We start from the raw sequence: 25,411 nt of genomic DNA, 5'->3' as shown, positions 1-25,411 counted from the left end.
AGCGCCCACGGCGTCACCGCCTCCTGACCCTTCCGCGCGGTTCGCCGGGCCCGGGTGGAGTCCATGGGTTACCGTGCGCTGCGTGCAGAACTCGATCGACGCCGCCATCGTCGCGGTGACCGTGTACCCCTCGCAGGCCCGGGTCACGCGCCGGGGCCGCACCACGCTCGAGGCCGGCGACCAGGTCGTCGAAGTCGGGCCGCTGCCGCTGCGCCTCGACGCCGACTCGATCCGGGTCAGCGGGCGCGGACCCGCGACCGTGCTCGGCGTCGACCTCGTGCTGCGCCGCCGGGACCGGCCGTCCGACACGACCGTCGCCGCGGTGACCGAGCAGCGCCGCCGCCTGACCGCGGAGTCCGACGAGATCGAGGACGCCGAGACGGTCCTGCGCCAGCGCCAGGCCTTCCTGATCGCCCTCGGCGAGCGGGCCACCGGCGCCTACGCCCGGGCCCTCGCCGGCGGGGACGCCGCGGCCGAGTCGGTGACCGCGTTCTCCGCGACCATGGGCGGCGAGCTGGCCTCGGTGCTGGCCGGCATCCGCGAGCTGCAGCGCCGCCGCACCGAGGTGAGCGACCGGATCGCGGCGCTCGACCGGCAGCTGCGCGACCTGGACGGCAAGCGGGAGCCGGACGCGCACTACGCCTCGGTCGCGCTCGCCGTCTCCGAGCCCGGCGCCGTCGAGCTCGACGTGTCCTACCAGGTGTCCGGGGCCGGGTGGCGCTCGACGTACGACGTGCGCCTCACCGGCGACACCCTCCAGCTGAGCTGGTTCGGGCTGGTCGAGCAGAGCACCGGCGAGGACTGGCCCGAGTGCGAGCTCGCCCTGTCGACCGCCCGCACCTCGGGCACGGCCACGATTCCCGAGCTGTCGCCGTGGTATCTCGACCCGTTCCTGCCGCCGCCGCCCCCGGTCTACGCGTCGCGGTCCTTCGGCGGGGCGCCCGGTGGCCCCCCGCCCGCGCCGATGGCCGCCATGCCCAAGGCGCAGCCGGCGATGCTGGAGGCGGCGCTGGACCTGGCCGCCCCGATGGGGCTGGGTCAGGCGCGGGCCGAGGAGGGCGCGACCGCGGCCACCTACCGCCCCGCGCGCCCCGTCGCCGTGCCCGCCGACGGCACCACCGCCCGCGCCACGATCTCGGTGCTGAACCTGGCCGCGCGGCTCGACTACGTCACGGCGCCGGCGGGCTCCACCGACGTACACCTGCGGGCCGTGGCGACCAACTCGTCCGGCCACACGTTCCCGCCCGGCCCGGCGGCGATCTTCCACGAGGCCGACTTCGTCAGCCGGACCGCGCTGCAGACCTGGGCGCCCGGCGAGGAGATCGAGCTGGCGCTGGGCCTCGACGACCGGGTGCGGGTCGAGCGCGAGCTCACGAGGCGGATTGCGACGAAGGCGACGCTGGGTTCGAGCCGCCGGCGCGAGGTCGAGTACCGCACCACGATCGCGAACTACACCGGCCGCGAGATCCGCCTGACCGTGCTCGACCAGCTGCCGGTGAGCCGCCACGACGCCATCACCGTGCGCGAGACCGCGGTCGAGCCGGCGCCGGCCGAACGCACCGAGCTGGGCGTGCTCACCTGGCGCGCCGTGCTGGCGGAGGGTCAGCAGTACGTCCTGAGGCTCGGCTACCGCGTCGAGACCGGCAAGGGCATCGAGCTGTCCGGCTGGCGCGAGTAGTGGTATGAGCCCTTTGACATGTATCGATAGGTGTCGATAACTCTATAGCGTGGATCGGGTCCCGCTCACAAGGAGGTACCCGATGCTCAGACGCAGGCTCGCCGCCGCGCTGCTGGCCCTGGCCGCCCTCGCCGGCGTCCAGCTGGTGACCGGCGGCCCGGCGTTCGCCGCCACCCGCACCCTGTACTACGACTCCAGCACCGCCCAGGAGTTCGTCTCGGTCGTCGACCAGGCCGCGAGCCTGTGGAACACGAAGGTGACGAACGTGCGCCTGGTGAAGGCCGCGGCCGGGCAGACCCCGAACATCCGGGTCTACGCGGACAACGGCTGGCCGCGCACGTACACCACGTCGCTGGGCAACGGCCGCTGGTACATGGGCCGCGAGGCGGTGAACGACGGCTACTACAAGCTGCGCATCGCCACGCACGAGTTCGGCCACATCCTGGGCCTGCCGGACAACCGCACGGGCCTGTGCGGCGACCTGATGTCGGGCAGCAGCGCGCCGGTGTCCTGCACCAACGCGAACCCGAGCACGGCCGAGGCCGCGCAGGTCCAGCGCAACTTCGCGGCGGGCTTCGCCCCGGCCGCGGCCCCGGCCGCCGACGGCGCCGAGGTCGTCTACATCGGCTGATCGACCGGTCGGCGCCGCAGCCGGTACTCGGCGCCCTCGCGGGCCGGCCAGCACAGGCGGGTCCGGCCCGCGGGCGCGCCGCCGACCTCCGCCGCCCCCGCCGGGGTGTCGGTGAACCCCGCCAGCTCGACGGTCAGCGGACCGTTGGCCCCGGCGACGACCGCGGCCTCGAGCAGGGCCCCGTCCGCCCAGGTCACCGACGCCGTGTGGCCGCCGCGGCAGCGGATGCCGCGCACCGAGCCCGACGGCCACGACGGCGGCAGCGCGGGCAGCAGTGACACGGCGCCGTCGTGGCTCTGGACCAGCAGCTCGGTCAGGCCCGCGACCACGCCCAGGTTGCCGTCGACCTGGAAGATCCGGCCGCTCGGGCGGCCCGCGTCCGGGTGCAGGGTCAGCAGCGAGGCCGAGCAGAGCTCGTCCAGCAGCGCGGCGATCGTGGACTCGGCCAGGGGCGCGTCGCGCAGGCGGGCGGCCAGGCACAGGATCCAGGCGCGGCTCCAGCCGGTGTGGCCGGAGCCGGACGCGAGGCGGGTCCGCAGCGCCGTGCGGGCCGCGGCGAAGTCGGCCGGCGTGCCCGTCTCGGTGATGCGGGTGCCCGGGTAGAGGCCGTACAGGTGCGAAAGGTGGCGATGGCCGGGCTCGCGCGGGGGGCGATCGTCGTACCACTCCAGCAGCGCCCCGTCCGCGCCGGTGCCGACCGCGCGCAGGGTCGCGAGCGCCGTGGCCGCCTCCCGGGCCAGGGCCGCATCGGCCGGGACGGGCCAGCGGGCCGACAGCGCCGTGAACCGGGTCAGCACCTCCCGCGCGAGCTCCTGGTCGAGCGTGCAGCCCCAAGAGGTGGCGGCCGCTCCATCGGTACCGAATGCGAAATGGTGCTCCGGAGACGTCGACGGGCTGACGACCAGCGCGCCGCGGCCGTCGTCGACCAGCATGTCGAGCGTGAAGCGGACGGCGGCCCGCAGGATCGGCAGGGCCACCGCCCGGCCGAAGTCGCGGCCGGCGCCGAAGGCGAGGTGGTCCCAGGCGTGCGCGGACAGCCACGCCAGGGCCGACGGCCAGTTCGCCCACTGCGGGTCGCCCGGCACCGGCGCGGTGAACCGCCACAGGTCGGTGTTGTGGTGCGCGGCCGCGCCGCGGGCACCGTAGTGCCGGGCCGCGGTGCGCTCGCCCGCCACGGCCAGGTCGCGGGCCAGCGCCAGCAGCGGCTCGTGCAGCTCGGGCAGGCCGGTGGTCTCGGCCGCCCAGTAGTTCATCTGCGCGTTGATGTTCGTCGTCCAGTTGCTGCTCCAGCCGGGGCGCACGTCGGCGTTCCAGATGCCCTGCAGGTTCGCGGGCTGCGTGCCGGGGCGGGAGCTCGCGATGAGCAGGTAGCGGCCGAGGTGGAACAGCCGCTCCGCGCGGGCGGCCCCGGGCGAGGCGGACAGGTCCAGGTCGGCGCGGGCGAACAGCCGCCGGTGGTCCTCGGCGTGCCGCGCCCGCAGCCGCTCCGGCGGCACGGCGAGGGCGCGGGCCAGGCGGGCCACGGCCGCGGCGGCGAGCGCGTCGAGGTCGGCGCCGGGCCGGCGGTCCGGGCCGCGGAACCCGGTCACCGCGGCGAGCAGCAGGCGGGCCCCGTCGCCGTGGCGGCGGACGGCGGCCGCGACCGCGAAGCCCATGCCGGCCGCGACCGAGCCGGCCGCGTCGGGCCGGTCGCCCGCGTACACCACCGGGTGCTCGTGGTCCGCGACGTAGCTGGGCACGACGTGGGCGGGGGCGCGGCCGGTCCACACGAGACAGTCGGGGGCGGCGACGCGGACCGGGCCGATGCCCGGGTGCGGGGTGTGCAGGCGCGGCGCGATCGCCCGCGGCCCGGCGCCGGGGCCGGTCGCGGTGAGCACGAGCACGCTGTCGGGGGCGGACGCGAACGCGGTGAGCCGGACCGGGCCGGAGGCGCTGACGTACTCGGTCACCGCCTCCGCCCCGGCGAGGTCCAGACGGCGGCGGTACCCCGCGACCGCGCGATGGTCGCCGTAGCGCCACTCGAGCCGGCCCAGCGGCTGGTAGGACTCGGTCCAGTCGGTCCCCTGCAGCGCGCGGGCCAGCTCCTCGGCCCGCGCGTGGTCCCCCGCGGCGACGGCCCGCCGCAGCTCGGGCAGGACCGCGGACTTCCCGGGTCCACTGTGGACGGCAAGCGGGCCGCCCGACCAGAGCGTGTCGGCGTTCAGGTCGGCCGACTCGACGCCCGGGCGGCCGGAGAGCATCGCGCCCAGGCTGCCGTTGCCGATCGGGAACCCGTCCTCGAACTCCGCCGCCGGGGCGTGCAGGGCGATGGTGTACCGGTCGCTCATGCCCCGGCCCGAATCTGCACCCGGCCGGAGCCGTGGTCGAGCAGGAACACGAACTTCCCGCGGCGCACGGCCTCGACCCCGGCCGGCAGGCCGTCCAGCACCGGGCGCACCCCGGCCTCGGCGCAGACCCGGGCGAGCAGCCGCGCGAGCGCGCCGGGCTCCGGGACGGTGGCGACGTACCAGGCCCGGCCGTTGCGGAACACCAGGGGCCGCCCGTCGAGCGGGCCGCCCCGGGCGGACGCGATCACCTCCGCCGCGGTGGGTTCGGCCCACTCCGCCCAGCCCGACGCCGTGAAGTCGCCGACCGCGACGGGCGCGTCGAGGGGCCAGTGCTCCTCGACCCGCACGCCCACGACGTCCATGAGCAGGCCGGGCCACCCTCCGAGGTGGACCCGCTCGTCGGCGTCGGCGATGCCGCTGAACGGCCCGAGCACGAGCGTCCCGCCGCCGTCCACATAGGACCGGACGGCATCGGCGACCGGCTCCGTCACCTGGTACAGGTTCGGCGCCAGCACGAGCTTGTAGCGGGACAGGTCCGCGTCCGGGCGGGCGAAGTCGCAGGTGATGTTGGCCCGCCACAGCGGCGCGTAGTACTCGGTGAGGCGGTCCACGTAGCGGAACCCGGCGTGCGGCTGGTGCGGCAGCTCGGCCGCGCGCCACGACTCCCAGTCGAGCAGGATCGCCACGTCCGCGGCGACGTGCGAGCCGAGCAGGCCGTCCGCGCCGGACAGCTCCCGCAGCGCGGCACCGAGATCGCACGCCTCGCGGAAGACCCGCGAGTCCGGCCCGGCGTGCGGCAGCAGCGCGCCGTGGGCCCGCTCGAGCCCCTGCCGGGAGGCGCGCCACTGGAAGTGCAGCACCCCGTCGGCGCCGCGGGCCACCGCCTGCAGCGACCACAGCCGGTTGAGGCCGGGCCGCTTCGGCGTCGCGATCTCCCGCCAGCTCGCGGCGCCCGGCGACTGCTCCATGAGCAGCCAGGGGCCGCCGCCGAGGGAGCGCATCACGTCCTTGGACATCGCGGCGCGCAGGGCCGCGTCGGGGTCGTTCGGGTCCGGGTAGGTGTCGAGGGAGACGAAGTCCTCCTCGGCGGCCCAGCGCCAGCCGTCGACGGGGCGGTGGAAGTCCATGAAGTTCGTCGTGACCGGCACGGCCGGGTTGCGGGCCCGCACGGCGTCGCGCTCGGCGGTGTAGCACTCCAGCAGCAGGTCGCAGCCGAACCGCTGATAGTCCAGGTCCTGCGTGGGGTTGCCGATGTACTGCACCACGAGCGGCGGCGTCACCTCGTCCCAGGCCGAGTAGCGCTGCGCCCACACGGCGGTGCCCCAGGCGGCGTTGAGCGCGTCGAGGCTGCCGTAGCGGGCCCGCAGCCAGGCCCGGAACCGCTGCGCGCAGTGGCCGCAGTGGCAGGTGGTGCCGTACTCGTTGCCGATGTGCCACAGCCGCAGGGCCGGATGGGCGGCGTAGCGGTCCGCGAGCGCCTCGGTGATCGCGAGCGCGGCCCGGCGGTACCCGGGCGCGCTCGGGCAGTAGTGGTTGCGGGAGCCGTAGTGCCGGCGCACCCCGTCCGGCCCCTGCGGCAGCGTGTCCGGGTGCCGGTGGCCGAGCCACGGCGGCGGCGACGCGGTCGGGGTCGCCAGCGCCACCCCGATCCCGCCGTCGTGCAGCAGCCCGAGCACGGTGTCGAGCCAGCCGAACTCGAGGCGGCCCGGCTCCGGCTCCAGCGCCGCCCACGCGAACACGCCGACGGTCGCCAGGTTCACCCCGGCCTGCCGCATCAGCCGCACGTCCTGCGGCCACACCTCCGGCGGCCACTGCTCGGGGTTGTAGTCCCCGCCGAACAGCAGCCGGCCGCGGGTCGCGTCGCCCAGCGCAGGCACCGGCTCAGCCCTTGATCGCGCCGACCAGCATGCCCTTGGTGAAGTGCCGCTGGACCAACGGGTAGACGAGCAGGATCGGGATGAGGGTCAGGGTGACGACCGCCATCTGCAGCGAGAGGGTCGCGATCTGCTGGTGCCCCGCGTACTGCCCGGTGCCGGTGGTCCCCGAGCCGGGCATGCTGGAGCCCTGCAGCGTGTACATATACATGATCATCTGCAGCGGCCACTTGCCGTTGTCGGGCAGGTAGAGCAGCGCGTTGAAGAACGAGTTCCAGTAGCCCACGGCGTAGAACAGGGTGATGACGGCCAGCACCGCGCGCGAGGTCGGCAGCACCACCGACCACAGGATGCGCCACTCCCCCGCGCCGTCCATCCGGGCGGCGTCGAGCAGCTCCGGCGCGGTGCTGCTGAAGAAGCCGCGCATCACGAGGATGTTGAACACCGACACGGCCGCCGGCAGGATCATCGTCCAGTACTGCCCGTAGCCGCCCAGCGCCGTGACCACGAGGAACGTCGGGATCAGGCCGCCGCTGAAGAACATCGTGACGACCAGGAACAGCAGGATGATCCGGTGGCCGAACGAGCCGCGCCGGGACAGCCCGTAGGCGCACAGCACCGTCACCGCCATCGACAGGGCGGTGCCGACGACGGTGATCGCGAGGCTCACCAGCAGCGAGTGGGTGACGAGCTGGTTGGTGAAGATCTGGCGGTACGCCTCCAGGGTCAGCTCCCCGGGGACGGTCACCAGCCCGCCGGCCTCGTTGATCGCGGCCTGGGTCGAGAGGCTGGTGAGCACGATCGTCCACAGCGGCAGCAGGATGAGCACGCACACGACGACGAGGGTGATCCCCTTGACGCCCTGGCCGACCGGGCCGGTGCGCTCCTGCCAGGCCGGGCCGTGGTGCCTGCGCCGGGGGCGTGCGATGTCAGCGGTCATCTCTGCGGTACAACCCATCCTCGCCGAAGGCGTGCGCGAGCTTGTTCGCGGCGAGCACCAGCACGAGGGACAGGACCCCCTTGAACAGGCCGGCGGCCGCGCCGTAGCTGAAGTTGTTGTTGACGACGCCGTAGTAGTAGGCGAACGTGTCGAGCACCTCGGAGGCGTCCCGGCCGACGGCCTGGCGCTGGATGAGCATCTGCTCGAAGCCGACGGTCAGCGCGTTGCCCAGCCGCAGCACGAGCATGAGCACGATGACGCCGCGCATGCCCGGCAGCGTGATGTGCCACAGCCGCCGCCACTTGCCGGCCCCGTCGGCGGCCGCCGCCTCGTACAGGCTCTGGTCGATGGCGGCCAGCGCGGCGAGGAAGACGATGATGCCCCAGCCGGCCTCCTTCCACACGGCCTGGGCGGTGACCAGGTACTTGAAGGCGTCCGCGTTGGTCATGATGTCCCAGGTCTCCCAGCCGTGCCGGCGCAGGAAGGTGTTGAGCGCGCCGGCGCCGCCGAGCATCTCCTGGAACACGGTGACGACCAGCACCCAGGAGAAGAAGTGCGGCAGGTACACCACCGACTGCACGAACGAGCGGACCCGGGCGTTCATGACCTCGTTGCACAGCAGGGCGAGCGCGATCGGGACCGGGAAGTACAGCACCAGCTGCACGGCGCTGATCACCAGGGTGTTCTCGAGCGCGTGCCAGAAGATCGCGTCGGTGAACAGGCGCTCGAAGTTGGCGGTGCCGACCCACTCGCTGTACCGGAACCCGCTGTAGATGTCGTAGTCCTGGAACGCGGTGACCAGGCCGACCATCGGCGCGTAGGCGAACACGGCGAGCAGCAGGACCGCCGGGACGGTCATGAGCAGCAGCGAGCGGTCGCGGCGCAGGCGGATGCGCCAGCGCCAGCGCCGGGGCCGGGGCCGGGGCGCGGCGGCGCCGCCGGCCTGCCCGGCCGGCGACGCCGTCTTCGCGGAAGTCGTCGCGGTCACCGGACGTCCGTGCTCACTTGCCGGTGCCGTACTGCTCGCGGATGCCGTCGTAGAACTTGCGCAGGTCGTCGCCGCCCTGTTTGCGCCAGTTGCCGACCGCCTCGGTCCACGCCGAGATCGGCTTGCGGCCGAGCTTCACGTCGATGATCGTGTCGATCATCGGCTGGCCGAGCGACGCGAACCGGGTCGGCTCCGAGACGTTCATGCCGTAGAACAGCGGCTTGTAGACGTGCTTGACCATCTCCGCCTGCCACGCCGCGTAGTCCTTGACGACCTGGGTGGCGCCGGACTGCACGGTGACGGCCGTGGCCGGGCCGGCCAGGAACTGGTAGGTCGTCGCGACCTCCTTGCTGCCCTGCTCGGTCAGCAGCGGGTTGTCGTCCTGCATGGTGAAATCGGTGCCGGGGGCGCCGAAGTTCACCGTGAGCCACTCGGCCGAGCCGTAGGGCGCGGCCAGATAGTTGGCGACGTTGAGCAGTTCCTTGATCTGCGCGTCGCTGAGCTTCTTGTTCAGGTAGCTGAACATCCCGGCGCCGTTGCCCAGCTCGATCTTCGGGTCGGTGCCCTTGGCGTTGAACAGCTTGAACGCCTGCCGGTTGTAGTTCGGGTCGGCCGCGGAGCCGGACCGCTGGTCGTCGCCGGCCCAGGCTCCGGTGCCGTCCGCACAGATCGCGACCTTGCCCGACCAGAAGCGCTGCTTGGCGTTCTGGCTGTTGTTGGCCACCGCGTCCGGGTGCATGTAGCCGGCCTTGACCATCTTGGCGTGCCAGTTCAGCGCCTCGACGATGCCCTCGGACTCGTACCGGTGCTGCAGCTTGCCTGCGGAGTCCAGCTTCCACGGGTAGCTGCCGCTGCCGAACTCGAAGAGCTGGTTGATGTAGGCCGCGTCGCTGCCGAAGAGGTCGTCGAACGCCCACACGCCGGCCTGGGCGTTGGTGAGCTGCTTGCCGAGGGCCTCGAGGTCGGCCAGGCTCTTGACGTCGGGCGAGGCGCCGGCCTTGTCGAAGAGGTCCTTGCGGTAGAAGTAGCAGCCGGCGACGACCGCGTTGGAGGAGTAGATCGGCAGGCCGTAGAGCTTGCCGTTCCACACCCCGGAGATCCAGGCGTTGGGCGAGAGCGCCGCGAGGTTCGGGTACTGCCTGATCCTGTCCCCGGCCAGGTAGGGCGTCAGGTCGGCGAACTTGGCCCCGACCGCGTCGCCGAAGCTCAGCCTGGGGGTGTTCCAGCTCGGGATGTTGATCCAGTCCGGCAGCTTGTCCGAGGCGAACAGCGGCGGCAGCAGGTCGCCGTAGGTGTTGCCGTCGGCCGGCTGCATCTTGAGCGTGGCGCCGAGGGCCTTGTTGACCGTGTCGTAGTACACGTTGCCGCTGGAGGGCGGGATGGAGCCCCACAGCGGGGTCATCGCCGTGTACGACCCGCCCGAGCCGACGGCCCCGGTGACCGACTTCGGCGGGTTGGGCGGGTAGCTCAGGAAGGCCGGGTCGGTCGTGGCGCCGTTGGCCCCGCCGACGACCGGGATGTCGGGCTTGACCGAGCTGTTGGGCACGTGGGACGGCAGCGCCTTGCTCAGGTCGTCCTGGCTGGTGGTGCCCTCCTGCTTGTCCTTCGGGCGCCCGCAGGCGTCCAGCAACGGGGTCGCGGCGATGATGGCGACGGACGCGAGCAGGCCGCGCCGGCTCAGGCTTGCCATGGGTGGACCACCCTTCGGGGAGGGGAGCGTGCACGCGGACGGTGGGCGCTGCGAAGTTTCGAAAGGGGTGTCGAAGCGCTTCGAGGCACAGACCCTAGGACATCGATGGATCCCCGACAAGGACATCGAGGGCGTTCACCGCCGGCCTGGTGCAACACCGTCTTCACCGCGTGAAAGGTTCACGCCGCCTTGACAGGAATCGGGCGCTTCCCCATCATCGAAGCGCTTCGAACCGGCCGCCGAGGCCTGTGTCGTCGAGGGGGTTCCGCGTGCTGGAGAAGCTGACGGTGGCCGAGAAGATCGCGATGCTGCACCAGTCGCAGCCGGCCGTGCCGCGGCTCGGGCTGGCCGCGTTCCACACCGGGTGCGAGGCGCTGCACGGCGCGGCCTGGCTCGGCCGGGCGACCGTCTTCCCGCAGGCCGTCGGGCTCGGCGCGACCTGGGACCGGGCGCTGCTGACCGCCGTGGCCGAGGCGGCCGCGACCGAGGTCCGGGCCTACCGCCACGACCCGCCCGAGGGCACCGAGCCGGCCTCGCTCAACGTCTGGTCGCCGGTGGTCAACCCGCTGCGGGACCCGCGCTGGGGCCGCAACGAGGAGGGCTACAGCGAGGACCCGCTCGCGACGGCCGAGCTCGCGATCGCCTACTGCACGGGCCTGCGCGGCCGCCACCCCGACGTGTGGCGCACGGCCCCCGTGCTCAAGCACTTCCTCGCCTACAACGTCGAGACCGGGCGCGACGTCGTGGACGTGACCGTGCCGGAGCGGGTGTTGTACGAGTACGAGCTCCCGGTCTTCCTGGAACCGCTGCGGGCCGGGGTCGTGGCCGGGGTCATGCCCGCCTACAACCTCGTCAACGGCGTGCCGAACCACGTGCACCCGCTGCTGGGCCGGGCGTTGCGCGCGGCCCGGCCCGGCGTGGTCATCTGCTCCGACGCCCAGGCCCCCTCGAACCTCGTGACGAGCCAGCGGTATTTCGCCACGCACGCGGAGTCGCACGCGGCCGCCCTGCGCGCCGGCGTGGACAGCTACACCGACAACGGCCCGGACCCGGCGCCGACGATCGAGCGCTTCACCGAGGCGCTGGCCCGGGGGCTCATCACCGAGGCCGACATCGACGCGGCCGTGGGCCGGCTCCTGGCCCTGCGGGCGAGCACCGGTGAGTTCGACCCGGCGCGCGACCCCTACGCGGGCACCCGCCGCGACGTGATCGCGTGCGAGGCGCACAACCGGCTCGCGGCCCGCGCCGCGCGCTCGGCGATGGTGCTGCTGCGCAACGAGGGCGGGGCGCTGCCGTTGCGTGACGCGAGCGTCGCCGTGATCGGGCCGCTCGGCGGGCGCGTGCTGCGGGACTGGTACAGCGGCACCCTGCCCTACGCCGTGACCATCGAGGCCGCCCTGCGCGACCGGCTCGGCCCGGACCGGGTCACCGCCGCCGAGGGCGTGGACCTGGTCCGCCTCGTCGCCGCCGACGGCCGGCACGTGCACGCCGCCCCGGACGGCTCACTGTCGCTGGCCGAGGGGCCCGGGGCCGTCTTCGCGCACCAGGACTGGGGCACCAGCGTGCAGTGCCCTTCGCCGGTGCACACCCTGCGCTGCCTGGATCACGGCTATCTGACGGCCGGCGACGACGGGGTCCTGTCGGTGACCGCCGCGACGCCGGACGGCTGGACGGTGCGCGAGCTGTGGCGGCTGGAGCACTCGCTGCGCAACGACGCCTCCGGCCGATACGTCTCGGCGTCGCTGATCGCCGACGCCGACGCCCCGGATCTCGGGCTGCGCCTGGAGCGGGTCGCGGACGGGCCGGCCGAGGCGGCCGCCGCCGCCCGCGCCGCCGACCGGGCGATCGTGGTGCTCGGCAACGACCCGCACATCAACGGCCGCGAGACCGTCGACCGCGACGGGCTGGCCCTGCCCGCGGACCAGGAGCGGCTGCTGCGCGCGGTGGTGGCCGCGAACCCGGACACGGTGCTGGTGCTCGTGTCGAGCTACCCGTACGCGATCGACTGGGCCGCGGCGCACGTGCCCGCGATCCTGTGGACCGCGCACGCCGGCCAGGAGCAGGGCAACGCGGTGGCCGACACGCTGCTCGGCGCGAACAACCCGGGCGGCCGGCTGCCGCAGACCTGGTACGGCGCCGGGACCGAGCTGCCGGCGCCGCTGGACCACGACGTCATCGGGTCGGGGTGGACGTACCAGTACCACCGCGGCACCCCCCTGTTCCCGTTCGGCCACGGCCTGTCGTACACGACCTTCGGCTACGGCCCGCTGACGGTGTGCCGCGAGGACGACGGGTGGCTGGCCGCCGTCACGGTCACCAACACCGGCGACGTCCCCGGCGACGAGGTCGTGCAGGTGTACGCCACCCCGCACGACTGGCCGGTGCGGGCCCCCGCCCGCCGCCTGGTGGCCTTCGAACGCGTGACCCTCGAACCGGGCGAGACGAGCGAGCTGCGCCTGCCGATCCCCTCGTGGGTGCTGTCGTACTGGCACGAGGGCCGCCTCAACGGCCCGGCCGGCCCCGTCACCTTCACCGTGTCCGCGTCCGAGTCCACGTCGAAGGCCACGTCGAAGTCCACGTCCACCACAACCGTGTGAGCGCGGCCGGTCAGCCCAGACCCGGCAGCCGCTGCACGCCGTCGTCCGCCTCGATCCGCGGCCGACCGGCACCGCTCACGGCAGGCGCGGCGTGACCTCGGCCAGGGCCGCCAGCTGGTTGCGCACCGCCTCGGCCTCGCGCGCGCCCAGGCCCGTGAAGATGCGCAGCGCCTCCCGGTAGTCCCGGCGCGCGCCGTCCCGGTCCCCCGCCGCGCGGCGCGTGTCCGCGCGGTGGGTCAGCACCAGCGCCACGTAGAAGCGCTCCCCCGTGTCGGCCAGGCGGTCCAGGGCGTGGCCGAAGCACTCGATCGCGCGGGCGTGCGCCCCCAGGTGGTGGTGGGCCACGCCCAGGGTGTCGTAGACGCCGGCCAGCTCGCCCGGCTCGCCCGCCTCCGTGAAGAGCTCCAGGGCGCGGCCGCACGTGGTGATCGCCTCGGTGTAGCGGCCGGTCATGGTCTGCAGGGACGCCACGCCGCCCAGGGATCTGGCCTCGCCGACCACGTTGCCCGCGGCGCGGTACAGCTCGCAGGCGCGCGAGGTGTGGGTCATCGCCTCCTCGTAGCGGCCGGCGCCCTCCAGCAGCTCGCCGAGCGTCCCGGTCGCGTGGGCCAGGCCGTTGGCGTCGCCCAGGTCCCGGTAGAGCTCCACCGCGTCGCGCAGGTGGGCCGTCGCCTCGTCGTGCCGGTGCAGGCGGCCCAGCGTGCGGCCCTGGCTGCGCAGGATGCGCGCCTCGACGGCGCGGTCGCCGGTGCGCCGCACGGCGTCGAGGCCGGTCGCGAGCACGGCCAGCTTCTCCGGCCAGCGGCCGGTGCGCTCCAGGTACACCACACAGCTGCAGGCGAGCTGCCACGCGTGCGACGGATGGCCGGCCCCGGCCCGCTCGACGGCCGCGAGCAGCACCGCGCGCTCGGCGTCGAACCAGGCCAGGGCCTGCGCCCGGACCTCGACGGGGTCGGGCGTGACCGCGGGGGCCGGCGGGTCGATCGGGGTCGGGGTCTGGTTCGCGTCCAGCAGGAGGGTCGCCGGATACGCGGTGTGCACGAGGTGGTCGAGCAGCCGGGCCAGGGCCGCGTCCCGGCCGGCCGGGGCATCCGTCGCCTCGGCCAGCTCGACGGCGTAGTCGCGGATCAGGTCGTGGGCGCCGTAGCGGCCCGGGCCGGCCTCGGTGAGCAGGCTCGCGGCGCACAGGCGGCGCAGGGCCCGGCCGGCCTCGCCGGGCTCGACGCCGGCCAGGCTCGCCGCGGCGTTCACCGTGACCTCCGGGCCGGGGTGGACCGACAGCAGGCGGAACAGGCGGGCGGTCTCGTCGTCCAGCACGCGGTACGACCAGGAGAACACGGTCCTCGGGTCGGTCGCGGCGTCGACGCCCGCGAAGCCGTCCAGGGTGCGGCGGGCCCGGCGGAGCTCACCGGCGACCGCGGCCAGGGACGGCGTCGAGGTCACGGCGGCGCGGGCGGCCACGACGCTCAGGGCGAGCGGCAGGCCGCCGCAGCGGGCGATGACGTCGGCGACGGCGGCCGGGTCCGCGGCCACGCGCCGGCGTCCGAGGCGGCGCTCCAGCAGGTCGGCCGCCTCGATCGTGTCGAACGGGCCGAGCATGAGCGGCCGGGCTCCGGCGGCGGCCAGGCCGGCGAGGGGGTCGCGGCTGGTCACGACGGCCAGGCACCCCGCGCCGCCGGGCAGCAGCGGCCGGACCTGGGCGGCGTCGCAGGCGTTGTCCAGCACGACGAGCACGCGGCGGGCCGCGACCAGGCTGCGGTACAGGCTCTCCCGCCCGGCCGGGTCGGACGGGACGTCGCGGGGCCGGACGCCGAGCGCGGTCAGCAGCAGGCTCAGCGCCGCGGCGGGCTCGACGGGGGCGCGGATCGGATCGAAGCCGTGCAGGTTGACGTACAGCTGCCCGTCCGGAAATCGCTCGGCGACCGTGTGCGCCCAGTGCACGGCGAGCGTGGTCTTGCCGATGCCGCCCGGGCCGCTGATGGTGGCGACGGGCACGTCGCGGTCCGGGTCGCCGGTCGGCAGCAGCTCGTCGAGCCGGGCCAGCCACTCGGCGCGGCCCGTGAACCCGGCGACCCGGGCGGGCAGCTGCCGGGGCACGACCGCGCCGGGCGCCGGCGGGCCGGGGACGGTCGCGGGCGGGTCGTTGCGCAGCACCGCGAGGTGCAGGTCGCGCAGCTGCGGGCCGGGGTCGAGGCCGAGCTCGTCGGCGAGGACCTGGCGCACGGACTCGAAGACCTCGGCAGCCTCGGCCCCGCGGCCGACCCCGACCAGGGCCCGCATGAGCTGGCCCCGGAACGTCTCGCGCAGGGGGTGCTGCCCGGTCAGCGTCCGCAGCTCGGCGATGACGTCCTCGTGGCGGCCGCGGGCGAGCTCGAGCTCGAAGCGCTGCTCGAGCGCCTGCAGCCGCAGCTCCTCCAGCCCGGCGGCGTCGGCGGCCAGGGCCGGCACCGACTCGAGCCCGGTCAGCGCGGGGCCGCGCCACAGGGCCAGGGCGGCCTCGAGGGCCTGCCGGGCGCGGTCGGGCTCGGCCGTGGCGGTGCGGGCGACGGCGAGCAGGGACCGGAACCGGGCGGCGTCGAGCTCGTCCGGTTCCAGCCGCAGCACGTAGCCCTCCGGGCGGCGGCCGATGCGGTCGCCGCCCAGCGCCTTGCGCAGGTGGTGCACGTACACCCTGACGTTGGCATCCGCCCGCGCGGGCGGCGTGGTCCCCCAGAGGGACTCGACGAGGACCTCGGCCGGGACCGGGCGCCCCGCGTGGCAGGCGAGCACCGCCAGCAGGGTCCGCGGCTTACCGCCGGGCAGCTCGACGGGGGTGCCGTCGTCGTCGATGACCTCCAGCGGCCCGAGCAGGCCGATCCGCACCGGTCAGGGCGTCGGGGTCGCAGTGGGTGCCGGCGGCGCCACCGGGCAGTTGTCCTGCCATTCACCGGCGTTGGTGTAGCAGCCCTGCTTGTTGATCGCGTGCGCCGCCGTGGCTCCGCCGAGCACGACGACCCCGGCGGTCACTAATGCCAGCACCAGCCTTCGCATGTAGCCCCCCAACGGGTCACGGCCGGCGTGGGTCCGGCCGCCTCGGATCATACGGCGCGCAACGACCGTTTGGGGGCGGGGCACATCGACGCCGGGCGAAGGACCAACGGCGCTTTAACGAATGTGCAACCCCGCTCCGTCACGCTCCGCAGGCGATCCACGGCAGTGAGCGGCCTCGATGGGGGGTACGGCGTGAACGAACCCGGTGCACCGGTGCTGACCTTCGGCATCCTCGGCCCGCTCGAGGTCCGGGCGGGCGGGCGGCGGGTCGCGGTGACCTCGGCGCGGCAGCAGGCCCTGCTCGGCGCGGCGCTGCTGCGGGCCAACGCCGTGGTGCCGACGGCCCGGCTGGTCGACGCGATCTGGGGCGACGAGCCGCCGGACACGGCCCCGGACCTCGTGCAGACGTACGTGTCGACGCTGCGCCGCTCGATCGGGCGCCCGGCCGCCGCGTGCATCGTCACCCGCCCGCCCGGCTACCTGGTGCGGGTGGAGCGCGGCGCGCTGGACCTGCACCAGTTCGAGCGGCTGGCCGGGCAGGCGCGGCTGGCCGCGGCCGGCGGCGACCACGAGCGCGCGACGCGGCTGCTCGGTGACGCGCTCGCGCGCTGGCGCGGCCCGGCGCTGGCCGGCCTGGACTCGCCGCTGTTCCGCGCGGCGGCGGCCCGGCTGGAGCGGCTGCGGCTGCTGGCGGCCGAGCGGCGCTTCGAGTCCGCGAGCCACCTCGGCGACCCGTCCTGGATGGTGCCGGAGCTGACCGCGTTCGTCGCCGAACACCCGGGACGCGAGGGCGCGCGGGCGCTGCTCGAGCAGGTCCTGCTCCGTCTGGGCCGCCCGGCCGACGCGCTGCGCGTGTATCGGCAGGGGCACGCGCAGGGCGAGCCGGGTCCCCGCTTGCGCGCGCCGCACCGGCGGATCAGCTGATGCCCGCCTGCGCGTCGAGGCGCTGCAGCAGGTCGTGGGCGGCGAGCTCGACGTCCTTGTGCCGCCACTGCGAGGCCCGGTACACGCACGCGATGAGGCCGGTGCGGTGCACGCGGCGGAAGTCGCCGTAGACGAACGCGTAGCGCCCCTTCGTCTCGTCGGACGCGCCCTCGGTGAGCCCCAGGTGCCAGGCGGCGTAGTCGGCCCAGGAGTGCCGCCGCAGGTAGGCGTTGGCCTCATCGGCGTGCGGCTGGACCTCGCCCCAGTCGCTGTCCAGGACGTACTGCCGGGCGTCGATCAGCGCCCGGGCCCGCTCGACGGCGGCCGGGTTCACCGTGTATGAGGCCATGACGTGCGCATACCCCGCCGCGTACCGGCACGAACGCCGCGGGACGGTGGTGTCATGGCGGGCAGCCTGATCGAGGTGTGCGCCGCCGTCAACGCCGCCGAAATACGCCGATAACGGGGGCGCCGTACGCTCGCCGCGGAGGTGCGCCATGCCCGGTCCCCGCAGGCGCTCGGTCCTGGTCGCGCGGCTCGCCGGGCGCAGCGCCGGACACGCCCCCGGCGCGGTCCTGGACGACCTGCGCAGCTGCATCCTCGACGGTGACGTCCCGCCCGGCTCGGCGATCCCGGTCGACGCGGTGGCGGCCGCGTTCGGGGTGTCGCGGATCCCGGTGCGGGAGGCCCTGATGACCCTCATCGGCGAGGGGCTGGTCGACCATCGGCCGAATCTCGGGTACCGGGTCGCGAAACTCACCGCCGAGGAGTTCGCCGAGATCTATCTGGTTCGCGAGGCCCTCGAGACCGCGGCGCTGCGCGTGGCGGTGGCCTTCGCGCGCGGGGAGGACGACGAGCGGGCGGCCGCGGCGCACACGATCCTCGAGGCGGCCGTGCGGGCCGGGGACGGGCGGGCGTACCACCGCGAGAGCCGCGGCTTCCACCTCGCCCTGATCCGCCCGTGCCGGATGCGGCGGCTGCTGCACATGCTGGGCACGGCCTGGAACATGACCGAGCCGCTGCAGCCCATGACGCACCTCGGCCCGGCCGACCGCGAGCTGCTGCACCGCGACCACGCCGCGATGCTGGCCGCCTTCACCGCCCGCGACGCCGACGCGCTCATCGCGGCCTGCGCCGGGCACCACGAGCGGCTGCAGTCCTACATCGCGCGGCTGCCCCGCGACACCGGGCTCTTCGCCGACCCGCTCTGAGCGGAACCCTGCTGCATGGTCATGCCGAAGCCGGCCAGCGCGCCGGTGTAGGGCTTGGGCAGCGGCGGGGCGTACTCGTTGCGCACCGAGGTGCGCAGGCCCAGGGTCACCAGGGACTGCACGAGCAGCGTGGCGGCGCCGACGCCGTCCACGACCGGCACGCCCAGCCGCGCCGAGACGGCCTCGCACAGCCCGGACATCCCCGCGCAGCCGAGCACGATCACGTCGGAGCCGTCCTCCTCCAGCGCCAGGCCGGCCAGGGCGGCGACCCGGTCGGCCAGGTGCGGGTCGGCGTCGAGCTCCAGCACCGGGATGTCGCACGCGTGCACCCCGCGGCAGGCGCCGGGGGCGGTGTACCGGTGCGCCAGCTCCCACGCCCGGCCCCGGGTGCGATCCAGCGTGGTGACGATGCTGAAGCCGCGGCCGAGCAGGGCCGCGGCGTGCATGGCGGCCTCGGCGATCCCGACGACCGGGCCGCGGGCCAGCTCCCGGGCGGCGTCCAGGCCCGGGTCGCCGAAGCAGGCCACGACGTAGCCGTCCACGTCGCACGCCTCGCCGTCGGCGATCGCGGCGAGCAGGCCGGGCACGCTCAGCGCCTCGTCGTAGTGGCTCTCGATGGAGGCCGGGCCCGTCGCGGAGGTGACGGCGTCGACGAGCACGCCCGGGCCTGCAACGGCCCGGGCGCTCGCCCCGATCAGTTCGGTCATCGCCGCGGTGGTGTTCGGGTTGACCACGCGGATGCGCATCGCTACGCGGCCTTCCTCGCGAGTCCGAGGTAGACCAGCAGGCCCAGCGCCATGCCGATGAACCAGCTGTACTGCGCCGTCGTGTGCATCCCCGGCCCGCCCGACCACAGCACGGGCACGACCGCGACCACGGCCCCGGCCGCGGTGGCGATGAGCGCGGGCGGGTTGTAGCCCTTGCGGTACCAGTACTTGCCGTCCGGGCTCATGGTGAACATCGCGTCGACGTCCACCTGCTGCCGGCGCACGAGGTAGTAGTCGGCGATGAGGACCCCGAACAGCGGCCCGATCGCCGCGCCCAGGATCTCCAGCGTGTAGTGGATCACGTCCGGGTTGTTGTAGAGGTTCCAGGGCGTGATGAGCACCGAGCCGACCGCGGCGATCATCCCGCCGGCGCGCCAGCTGATGCGCTGCGGGCTGACGTTGGAGAAGTCGAACGCGGGCGAGATGAAGTTCGCGACGATGTTGATGCCGATGGTGGCGATCGTGAACGTGAGCGCCCCGAGGACGATCGCGAACGTCGAGTCGATGCGCGCGACCGTCTGCACGGGGTCGGTGATGAGCTCGCCGAAGATCGGGATCGTCAGCGACGAGGTGATCACGACGAGGATCGAGAAGGCGAGGAAGTTGACCGGCAGCCCGAGCAGGTTGCCGGTGCGGACCGAGCCGAACGACTTGCCGTAGCGCGAGAAGTCGCCGAAGTTCAGCATGGGGCCGGAGAAGTACGACACCACGAGCGCGATCGCGCCGAGCATCACGGGCACCGCGTCGAGGCCGTGGTACCGCACCTCGCCGAGGCTCAGGTCGATGGCGCCCCAGCCGGCCTTGTAGACGAGGTAGCCCGCGAGCACCGCCATGACCACGTACACGGCCGGGCCGCAGAAGTCGATGAACCGGCGGATCGTCTCCATGCCGGTCCAGAACACCGCGGCCTGCAGCACCCACAGCAGCGCGTAGGAGCACCAGCCGAGCAGCGGCAGGCCGAGCAGGCCCCACGCGTCGACGTCGGCGTACGGGGCCAGGCCCGGCCAGAGCTTGAGCACGACCACGTCGAGCGCGGCGGAGGCCAGGTAGGTCTGGATGCCGTACCACGCCACGGCGATCGAGCCGCGGATGATCGCGGGCACGTTGGCGCCGAGCACGCCGAACGCCACGCGGTTGATCACGGGGTACGGCACCCCGGTGGCCTGGCTCGGCCTGGCGACGAGGTTGCAGAAGAAGTACACGATGCCGATGCCGACCACGAGGGCCACCAGCACCTGCCAGCTCGACAGCCCCAGGGCGAACAGGGAGCCCGCGGTGACGTAGCCGCCGACGCTGTGCACGTCGGACATCCAGAACGCGAAGATGTTGTAGGCGCCCCACGTCTGCCGGCGCAGGGGCGCGAGGTCCTCGTTGGTGAGCCGCGGGTCGTACCCGGGCTTGATGTCGCCGCTGCCGACGGGCATGCCCGCGGCCTCGACGAGATCCTGATGCTGCGGGGTTTCCAGCGTGTCGGCCATGCACTCACGCTAGGAACGGCCTGTTTCCGCGACGTGTTCGCAGATATATATTGTTGTCGCTTCAGCACCGGGCCCGCGGCGGGCCGCCTGCGTCACCTTGCGGGCCGGGCTCGCACGGCGAACGATCGGGAACCATGTCGATCGTAGGTATGGACGCCGAGATCCCGGCCGGCAGGGTCACCGTCGTCATCGATGTCATTCGCGCCTTCACGACGGCCGCGATCGCCTTTGAACGCGGCGCGACGGACATCGCCTGCGCGCCCCGTCGGCAGCGGCCGGCCGAGACCTCAAACGGCGGCACCCGGACCGCCTGCTGGCCGGGGAGATCGACGGGCTCAAACCCGCGGACTTCGACTTCGGGAACTCGCCGTTCGAGATGTCGGCGGCCCGGCTCGACGGCCGGCGGCTGATCCAGGCGACGTCCAACGGCACGCTCGGCCTCGCCCGGTGCCCGGCCCCGGCGGCACTGCTCGCGGTATCGGCGTTGAACGTCGGTGCCACCGCCAGATGGATCGCGCGCCACCACGCCGGCACTGCGTGGACGCTCCTCTGCACCGGGCAGACCGCCGAGGACCGGGCCTGTGCGAGGCACCTGGCCGGCCTGCTCGACGGGTCGGCGCCGGGACGGGCGGACCTGGTCGCGGGCATCATGGACGGCGCCGCCGAGCATACCGGGGCCTACGCGCGGCTGCCCGCGTCCGAACGTGTGGACCTCTCCCGGGACCTTCACTTCTGCTGCGACGTCGACCGGTCCGCCTTCGCCATGCTCGGCGAGGTCCGCGAGGACCACGTCGTCCTGGCCAAGGAGCCGTGCTGAGCCGGCGGACCTATCGCTTCAGGGCCTGACGCACGGCGGTCACGACCTGCTCGGGGTCCCTCGTGTCGCGCAGGACGATCACCATCGACCCGTCGCCGGAGTCGCCGGCGAAGAGCTGGACCACCCGGGCCATCGCCGCCTCGAGCTCGGCCGCGGGGTCGGCCGCCTCGCGGCGCAGCCAGCGGCGCAGCACGTGGTTGTGGGCGGAGACGACGGCCGCCGCCATGAGCTCGGCCCGCAGCGCGTCGGCCGGGGCCGGACCCATCCAGCCCGCGATGAACTCGCGGAAGAGTCGCTGGTACCGCGCCACGCTCGCGATCTCCCGGTCGCGCAGGGCGGCCACGCGGCTCGTGATCGCGTAGCGCCGCCGCGCCCGGTCACCCTCCTCGACGTAGCTGAGCAGGACCAGCCGCACCGCCTCGGTCACCGCCAGGATCGCCGTGTCGGCGCTGGACGTGGCCAGCCGCTCCCGCACCGCGGCGATGAGCCGGTCGTGGTCCGGGAAGATCACGTCCTCCTTGGACCGGTAGTGCCGGAACAGCGTCGTGCGCCCGACGCCCGCCCGGTCGGCGATGTCGTCCGCGGTCGTCTGCTCGTAGCCGCGCTCGTCGAACAGGTCGAGAGCCGCGTCCACGAGCCGCTGCTTCACGGGAGCTGCAGTTGCGGTCACCATGCCATCCTCGCGTATCTCCAGATCAGCCTGTTGCCCAGGCATGTGGCATGCCGTACCGTCAGAACGGTACTCGGTACCGCCACCCGGGGAGACGACATGAGCATCACGCTGACCGCGCCAAGTCCGCTTGCCACCGCCTTGTTCGAGTCCCTCGACCCCGCGGCCGCCGAGGCGCTGGCCGCCGAGTTCGAGACGGTGACGGCGGGCCGGCGCACGGTGCTGTTCCGCGAGTCCGAGAACGGCGACAGCCTCTACGTGCTGCTGTCGGGCAAGGTCAAGCTCTCCCGCCGCTCCTGCGACGGCCGCGAGGGCCTGCTGGCCCTGGTCGGCCCGGGCCAGCCCTTCGGCGAGGTCGAGCTGCTGGACGGCGGCCCGCGCACGACGACCGCGACCGTGGTGGCGGACGCCCGGCTGGCGCGGCTGTCGAAGACGGCGCTGTACCGCTGGATGGGTCAGCACCCCGAGGTCGCCGAGCAGCTCCTGCGCGTGGTCGCGCGGCGCATCCGCGGCAACCGCGCGACCGTCCACGACCGCCTCTTCAGCGACGTGCCGGGCCGCGTGGCGGGCCAGCTGATCCAGCTCGCGCACCAGTTCGGGGTCGCGGAGGACGGCGCGACGCGGGTCGTGCACGATCTCACCCAGACGGAGCTGGCGCAGTTCGTCGGCGCGTCGCGGGAGTCGGTGAACAAGGTGCTGGCGCAGTACGCCTCGCGCGGCTGGGTCCGCCTGGAGAACAAGTGCATCGTGATCCTGGACGATGCCCCGCTGGCCCTGCGGGCCCAGCACAAGCGCCGCCGCTGACCCCGGCTCATCCCGGCCGGCGACGGCCGCCTACGCCGGCAGCGCCGGTCCCCGGGTCAGCGCGCGTCCGGCGCGAACCGGGCGGGCGGGCGTTCAGACGCGGGCGCGGCGGGCCAGGCGCTCCGGGTCGACGATGACGACGCTCTTGCCCTCGAGCCTGATCCAGCCGCGGGAGCTGAAGTCGGCCAGCGCCTTGTTCACCGTCTCGCGGGAGGCGCCGACCAGCTGGGCCAGCTCCTCCTGGGTGAGATCGTGGGTGACGCGCAGGACGCCGCCGTCGCGGACGCCGAAAGGGCCCGCCAGCTGCAGCAGCTTCTTCGCCACCCGGCCCGGCACGTCGGTGAAGATGAGGTCGGCGAGCGCGTCGTTGGTGCGGCGCAGGCGCCGGGCGAGCACGCGCAGCAGCTGCTCGGCGATCTCCGGGCGGCGGACCAGCCAGGAGCGCAGGGAGGCCTTGGTCAGGCGGGACGCGCGCGAGTCGACGACGGCCGTGGCGGTCGCGGTGCGCGGGCCGGGGTCGAACAGCGCCAGCTCGCCGACCATGTCGCCGGGGCCCATGATCGCGAGCAGGTTCTGCCGCCCGTCGTGGGCCCGCCGGCCGAGCTTGATCTTGCCCTGGAGCACGATGTACAGGCTGTCGCCGGGCTCGCCCTCGTTGAACAGGACGTCGCCGCGGCGCACGTCGACGTGGTCGAGGCCGCGCGCGAGCTCCTCCGCGGCGTCCGCGTCGATGCCCTGCATGATCCCGCTGCGGGCGAGCGCCTCGTCCATCGACCGTCCTCCCCCACCGGCAATGCGCCCATTCTGGCATGCTTCGCCACCCGCGACTTCCCTCGACGCGGCAGAATCCTTGGCAGGAAAGGAGCACTCATGATCTTCATCACCGCGAAGTTCCGGGTTCTGCCGGAGCACGCCGAGAATTGGCCCGGGATCGCCGGGGCGTTCACGGCGGCGACCCGGGCCGAGCCGGGCTGTCTCTGGTTCGACTGGTCCCGCAGCCTCGACGACCCGAACGAGTACGTGCTGGTCGAGGCGTTCCGCGACGGCGAGGCCGGCGGCGCGCACGTGAACTCGGAGCACTTCAAGGAGGCGCAGCGGACCTTGCCGCAGTACCTCCTGGAGACCCCGCGCATCGTGAGCACCACGGTCGACCAGGACGACTGGTCGGAGCTGGGCGAGCTCGCCGTGCGACGCTGAACGCGGCTCAGCCCGGCTGCACGATGGACTGGTCGATGCGCTCGATGAGCTCGGCCCAGTCCTCGAGCAGCTGGGCCCGGTCGACGCGGGCGAGCTTGCGCCGGGCGGCCCGGGCGTTCGGCTCGTCGCGGTGCCGGCGCAGGATGTCGTCGACCTGGTCGATGGTGGTGTGCTCGCCGACGAGGTCGTCGGCGTCCGGCAGGTCGAGGAAGATCCCCAGCTGCGCGGCCAGGTCGCGGCAGCGGCACACGTAGGCGGGCAGCCAGCCCTCCGGCGGGCCGCTGAGGTGCTCGGGCAGCAGGTCGAGGTCGAAGCTCAGCTCGGCGGCGCCGTCGTTGCGCACGCGCGAGCCGGGGACGGCCAGCAGCGGGTCCTCGGCCGCGTGCGCGACGGCGTAGCGGGCCAGGGCGTTGCCGTCGGAGAACACCAGCAGCCGCCCGTCGGCGTCGGCCGGGAAGACGTGCTCCATGACCCCGTAGCCGGCGTGGAGCTGGCCCCGCAGCGTGACGCCGGTGAACGAGGGCGTGCTGAGCGAGATCAGTTCCACGATCGTGATGACGCCGCCCGGCACGACGGGCGGCATCGGCATCGGCGCGGGGGCCGCATGGGCCGGCGGCGTCCAGACGGGTGGCGGCGGGGGTGAGACCGCCGACCAGGCAGGCCGAGCCGCCGGTGTCGGGGCGCCGATGAGCAGCGGGTCGATGCTCCCGGCCGCCACCACGAGCTCGGGCTGGTCGATGATCGCCGGCGGGACGTGCAGCGCCCGGTGCAGCATCGTCGCCACCAGCGGCATCCGGCTCGCGCCGCCGACCAGCACCACGCCCGCCAGCGGGCGCAGCGCGGCCGGGCAGCCGGCCAGGGTCGCGGTGACCGCGTGCAGGGTGCGCTGCACGATCGGCGCCGCGAGCGCCTCGACCTCCGCGCGGGTGAGGACCTGGTCGGTCTCCAGCACGGGCAGGAACAGCGTCGTCGTCGCGACCCGCGACAGCATCTCCTTCGCGGTGCGCACGTCGTCCCAGAGCTGCCGCCGCGCGGCCCGGTCGGCGACGGAGACCGGGTTGTCCAGCCGCGCCCACAGCTGCGGCGTCCCGCACCGCGAGCGCAGCAGCTCCACGATCGCGGCGTCGACGTCCTGGCCGCCGGTGTCGTCGAGGCCGCCGGCGGCGAGGACCTCGAGGGGCGCGCCGGGGGTGTACCGCACCACGGCCACGTCGAACGTCCCCGCGCCGAGGTCGTAGACGAGCAGGTCGGCCGGGCCGGTCGCGTGCCGCCGCAGATGGAAGGCGGCCGCGGCGACCGGCTCGGGCACCAGCCGCACCGGCGACAGCCCGGTCGTGGCCGCGGCCCGCTGCAGCACCGCCCGGCGGTTGGGGCCCCACGACGCCGGGTGACAGACGGTCAGCCCCGCGAGCGGCGCCCCGGCGACCCGGCGGGCCTCGGCCGCGGCCCGCTGCAGCAGCGCGCCGAGCAGCGCCTCGACCGGGACCTCGGCGCCGAGGAAGACCGTCCCCTCGTCGACGCGGCGCTTCGGGTTGCCCTCGAAGCGCTCGGGCCGGGCCCGGGCGGAGTGGATCGCGTCGCGCCCGACGAGCAGCGCACCGTGCTCGTCGGCGAAGACGGCGGACGGCAGCAGCGGTGCCCCGTCGAAGAGCACCGGCTCCGTCGCGCCGTCGTCCCGCCGCAGGAACGCCACCGTGCTCGACGTGCCGAGATCGATCCCGAGTTCCACCGCGCTCCCCCGCCTGTCCGTGAGTGGTACCGCTCATGGAAGCAGACGGGTCAAGCGGC

21 protein-coding genes are annotated in these 25,411 nt (G+C 74.2%); 8 read left to right on the top strand and 13 right to left on the bottom strand.

Annotated elements, in window-relative coordinates:
* The first annotated feature begins 82 nt into the window (after positions 1-82).
* Both ACQP2P_RS14330 and ACQP2P_RS14325 read left to right on the top strand, forming a co-directional pair.
* Positions 83-1,678 (top strand): mucoidy inhibitor MuiA family protein, encoded by a 1,596-nt coding sequence (locus ACQP2P_RS14330; protein WP_433616320.1) that lies wholly within the window; start codon positions 83-85, stop codon positions 1,676-1,678.
* Between the two features lie 82 nt (positions 1,679-1,760).
* Positions 1,761-2,309: a snapalysin family zinc-dependent metalloprotease gene (locus ACQP2P_RS14325; RefSeq protein ID WP_433616318.1), complete on the top strand. Its 549-nt coding sequence runs from the start codon at positions 1,761-1,763 to the stop codon at positions 2,307-2,309.
* Here the strand turns inward: ACQP2P_RS14325 and ACQP2P_RS14320 are convergent.
* Genes ACQP2P_RS14320 through ACQP2P_RS14300 form a run of 5 tightly spaced genes read right to left on the bottom strand, consistent with a single transcriptional unit; the run spans position 2,297 to position 10,128 of the window.
* Positions 2,297-4,636, bottom strand: coding sequence for a glycosyl hydrolase family 95 catalytic domain-containing protein (locus tag ACQP2P_RS14320; protein WP_433616317.1), 2,340 nt, complete (start codon positions 4,634-4,636; stop codon positions 2,297-2,299). The genes ACQP2P_RS14325 and ACQP2P_RS14320 overlap by 13 nt on opposite strands.
* Positions 4,633-6,513 (bottom strand): beta-galactosidase, encoded by a 1,881-nt coding sequence (locus tag ACQP2P_RS14315; RefSeq protein WP_433616315.1) that lies wholly within the window; start codon positions 6,511-6,513, stop codon positions 4,633-4,635. The genes ACQP2P_RS14320 and ACQP2P_RS14315 overlap by 4 nt, the downstream gene beginning before the upstream one ends.
* Positions 6,514-6,517: 4 nt before the next feature.
* Positions 6,518-7,450: a carbohydrate ABC transporter permease gene (locus tag ACQP2P_RS14310; RefSeq protein ID WP_433616314.1), complete on the bottom strand. Its 933-nt coding sequence runs from the start codon at positions 7,448-7,450 to the stop codon at positions 6,518-6,520.
* A complete protein-coding gene (locus ACQP2P_RS14305; RefSeq protein ID WP_433616312.1) occupies positions 7,440-8,438 on the bottom strand; it encodes an ABC transporter permease in 999 nt (332 codons plus the stop codon). Before ACQP2P_RS14305 ends, ACQP2P_RS14310 begins: the two co-directional genes overlap by 11 nt.
* A gap of 13 nt (positions 8,439-8,451) precedes the next feature.
* A complete protein-coding gene (locus ACQP2P_RS14300; protein ID WP_433616310.1) occupies positions 8,452-10,128 on the bottom strand; it encodes a hypothetical protein in 1,677 nt (558 codons plus the stop codon).
* Between the two features lie 269 nt (positions 10,129-10,397).
* Between ACQP2P_RS14300 and ACQP2P_RS14295 the strand changes: the two genes are divergently transcribed.
* A complete protein-coding gene (locus tag ACQP2P_RS14295; protein WP_433616308.1) occupies positions 10,398-12,725 on the top strand; it encodes a beta-glucosidase family protein in 2,328 nt (775 codons plus the stop codon).
* 75 nt (positions 12,726-12,800) lie between these two features.
* Here the strand turns inward: ACQP2P_RS14295 and ACQP2P_RS14290 are convergent, their stop codons facing one another.
* Both ACQP2P_RS14290 and ACQP2P_RS14285 read right to left on the bottom strand, forming a co-directional pair.
* A complete protein-coding gene (locus tag ACQP2P_RS14290) occupies positions 12,801-15,587 on the bottom strand; it encodes a BTAD domain-containing putative transcriptional regulator (protein ID WP_433616306.1) in 2,787 nt (928 codons plus the stop codon).
* Positions 15,588-15,590: 3 nt separating this feature from the next.
* Positions 15,591-15,755, bottom strand: coding sequence for a hypothetical protein (locus ACQP2P_RS14285; protein ID WP_433616304.1), 165 nt, complete (start codon positions 15,753-15,755; stop codon positions 15,591-15,593).
* A 192-nt stretch (positions 15,756-15,947) separates the two neighbouring features.
* Here ACQP2P_RS14285 and ACQP2P_RS14280 point away from each other — a divergent pair, with 192 nt between their 5' ends.
* A complete protein-coding gene (locus tag ACQP2P_RS14280; RefSeq protein WP_433616302.1) occupies positions 15,948-16,679 on the top strand; it encodes an AfsR/SARP family transcriptional regulator in 732 nt (243 codons plus the stop codon).
* On the opposite strand, the gene ACQP2P_RS14275 is transcribed toward ACQP2P_RS14280, so the two are convergent.
* Positions 16,672-17,028, bottom strand: a complete 357-nt coding sequence (locus ACQP2P_RS14275; protein ID WP_433616300.1) for a hypothetical protein — start codon at positions 17,026-17,028, stop codon at positions 16,672-16,674. The two genes, ACQP2P_RS14280 and ACQP2P_RS14275, sit on opposite strands and share 8 nt — an antisense overlap.
* A gap of 148 nt (positions 17,029-17,176) precedes the next feature.
* Between ACQP2P_RS14275 and ACQP2P_RS14270 the strand changes: the two genes are divergently transcribed.
* Positions 17,177-17,890: a GntR family transcriptional regulator gene (locus tag ACQP2P_RS14270; protein ID WP_433616298.1), complete on the top strand. Its 714-nt coding sequence runs from the start codon at positions 17,177-17,179 to the stop codon at positions 17,888-17,890.
* Here ACQP2P_RS14270 and ACQP2P_RS14265 read toward each other — a convergent pair.
* Together ACQP2P_RS14265 and ACQP2P_RS14260 are read right to left on the bottom strand one after the other, a co-directional pair.
* Positions 17,839-18,636 (bottom strand): aspartate/glutamate racemase family protein, encoded by a 798-nt coding sequence (locus ACQP2P_RS14265; RefSeq protein ID WP_433616297.1) that lies wholly within the window; start codon positions 18,634-18,636, stop codon positions 17,839-17,841. The genes ACQP2P_RS14270 and ACQP2P_RS14265 overlap by 52 nt on opposite strands.
* Before the next feature lie 2 nt (positions 18,637-18,638).
* Complete coding sequence (locus tag ACQP2P_RS14260) at positions 18,639-20,135, bottom strand: NCS1 family nucleobase:cation symporter-1 (protein WP_433616295.1); 1,497 nt, start codon at positions 20,133-20,135, stop codon at positions 18,639-18,641.
* A gap of 253 nt (positions 20,136-20,388) precedes the next feature.
* Here ACQP2P_RS14260 and ACQP2P_RS14255 point away from each other — a divergent pair, with 253 nt between their 5' ends.
* Positions 20,389-20,952 carry a 2-phosphosulfolactate phosphatase gene (locus ACQP2P_RS14255; RefSeq protein WP_433619139.1) on the top strand — a complete coding sequence of 188 codons (564 nt, stop codon included), beginning with the start codon at positions 20,389-20,391 and terminating at the stop codon, positions 20,950-20,952.
* Positions 20,953-20,962: 10 nt separating this feature from the next.
* On the opposite strand, the gene ACQP2P_RS14250 is transcribed toward ACQP2P_RS14255, so the two are convergent.
* Positions 20,963-21,601 carry a TetR/AcrR family transcriptional regulator gene (locus tag ACQP2P_RS14250; RefSeq protein WP_433616293.1) on the bottom strand — a complete coding sequence of 213 codons (639 nt, stop codon included), beginning with the start codon at positions 21,599-21,601 and terminating at the stop codon, positions 20,963-20,965.
* A 120-nt stretch (positions 21,602-21,721) separates the two neighbouring features.
* Here ACQP2P_RS14250 and ACQP2P_RS14245 point away from each other — a divergent pair, with 120 nt between their 5' ends.
* A complete protein-coding gene (locus tag ACQP2P_RS14245; protein WP_433616291.1) occupies positions 21,722-22,426 on the top strand; it encodes a Crp/Fnr family transcriptional regulator in 705 nt (234 codons plus the stop codon).
* Positions 22,427-22,519: 93 nt separating this feature from the next.
* On the opposite strand, the gene ACQP2P_RS14240 is transcribed toward ACQP2P_RS14245, so the two are convergent.
* Positions 22,520-23,197 (bottom strand): Crp/Fnr family transcriptional regulator, encoded by a 678-nt coding sequence (locus tag ACQP2P_RS14240; RefSeq protein WP_433616289.1) that lies wholly within the window; start codon positions 23,195-23,197, stop codon positions 22,520-22,522.
* Between the two features lie 99 nt (positions 23,198-23,296).
* On the opposite strand from ACQP2P_RS14240, the gene ACQP2P_RS14235 reads away from it, so the two are divergent.
* Positions 23,297-23,623, top strand: a complete 327-nt coding sequence (locus tag ACQP2P_RS14235) for a putative quinol monooxygenase (protein WP_433616288.1) — start codon at positions 23,297-23,299, stop codon at positions 23,621-23,623.
* A gap of 7 nt (positions 23,624-23,630) precedes the next feature.
* Here ACQP2P_RS14235 and ACQP2P_RS14230 read toward each other — a convergent pair whose 3' ends face one another.
* Positions 23,631-25,352, bottom strand: coding sequence for an Hsp70 family protein (locus ACQP2P_RS14230; protein ID WP_433616286.1), 1,722 nt, complete (start codon positions 25,350-25,352; stop codon positions 23,631-23,633).
* Positions 25,353-25,411 lie beyond the last annotated feature (59 nt).

Origin of the sequence: Dactylosporangium sp. CA-139114 (assembly GCF_050955725.1) — a bacterium.
Lineage (GTDB): Bacteria > Actinomycetota > Actinomycetes > Mycobacteriales > Micromonosporaceae > Dactylosporangium.
The sequence above is the reverse complement of the archived record's forward strand: the minus strand, read 5'-3'. Positions and strand labels throughout refer to the sequence as shown.

Excerpts from the sequence above, each read along its gene's own strand:
- ACQP2P_RS14235 (WP_433616288.1), top strand. The coding sequence starts at position 23,297 with ATGATCTTCATCACCGCGAAGTTCCGGGTTCTGCCGGAGCACGCCGAG.
- ACQP2P_RS14260 (WP_433616295.1), bottom strand. The coding sequence starts at position 20,135 with ATGGCCGACACGCTGGAAACCCCGCAGCATCAGGATCTCGTCGAGGCC.
- ACQP2P_RS14300 (WP_433616310.1), bottom strand. The coding sequence starts at position 10,128 with ATGGCAAGCCTGAGCCGGCGCGGCCTGCTCGCGTCCGTCGCCATCATC.
- ACQP2P_RS14310 (WP_433616314.1), bottom strand. The coding sequence starts at position 7,450 with ATGACCGCTGACATCGCACGCCCCCGGCGCAGGCACCACGGCCCGGCC.
- ACQP2P_RS14320 (WP_433616317.1), bottom strand. The coding sequence starts at position 4,636 with ATGAGCGACCGGTACACCATCGCCCTGCACGCCCCGGCGGCGGAGTTC.
- ACQP2P_RS14285 (WP_433616304.1), bottom strand. The coding sequence starts at position 15,755 with ATGCGAAGGCTGGTGCTGGCATTAGTGACCGCCGGGGTCGTCGTGCTC.
- ACQP2P_RS14325 (WP_433616318.1), top strand. The coding sequence starts at position 1,761 with ATGCTCAGACGCAGGCTCGCCGCCGCGCTGCTGGCCCTGGCCGCCCTC.
- ACQP2P_RS14240 (WP_433616289.1), bottom strand. The coding sequence starts at position 23,197 with ATGGACGAGGCGCTCGCCCGCAGCGGGATCATGCAGGGCATCGACGCG.
- ACQP2P_RS14265 (WP_433616297.1), bottom strand. The coding sequence starts at position 18,636 with ATGCGCATCCGCGTGGTCAACCCGAACACCACCGCGGCGATGACCGAA.
- ACQP2P_RS14275 (WP_433616300.1), bottom strand. The coding sequence starts at position 17,028 with ATGGCCTCATACACGGTGAACCCGGCCGCCGTCGAGCGGGCCCGGGCG.
- ACQP2P_RS14270 (WP_433616298.1), top strand. The coding sequence starts at position 17,177 with ATGCCCGGTCCCCGCAGGCGCTCGGTCCTGGTCGCGCGGCTCGCCGGG.
- ACQP2P_RS14245 (WP_433616291.1), top strand. The coding sequence starts at position 21,722 with ATGAGCATCACGCTGACCGCGCCAAGTCCGCTTGCCACCGCCTTGTTC.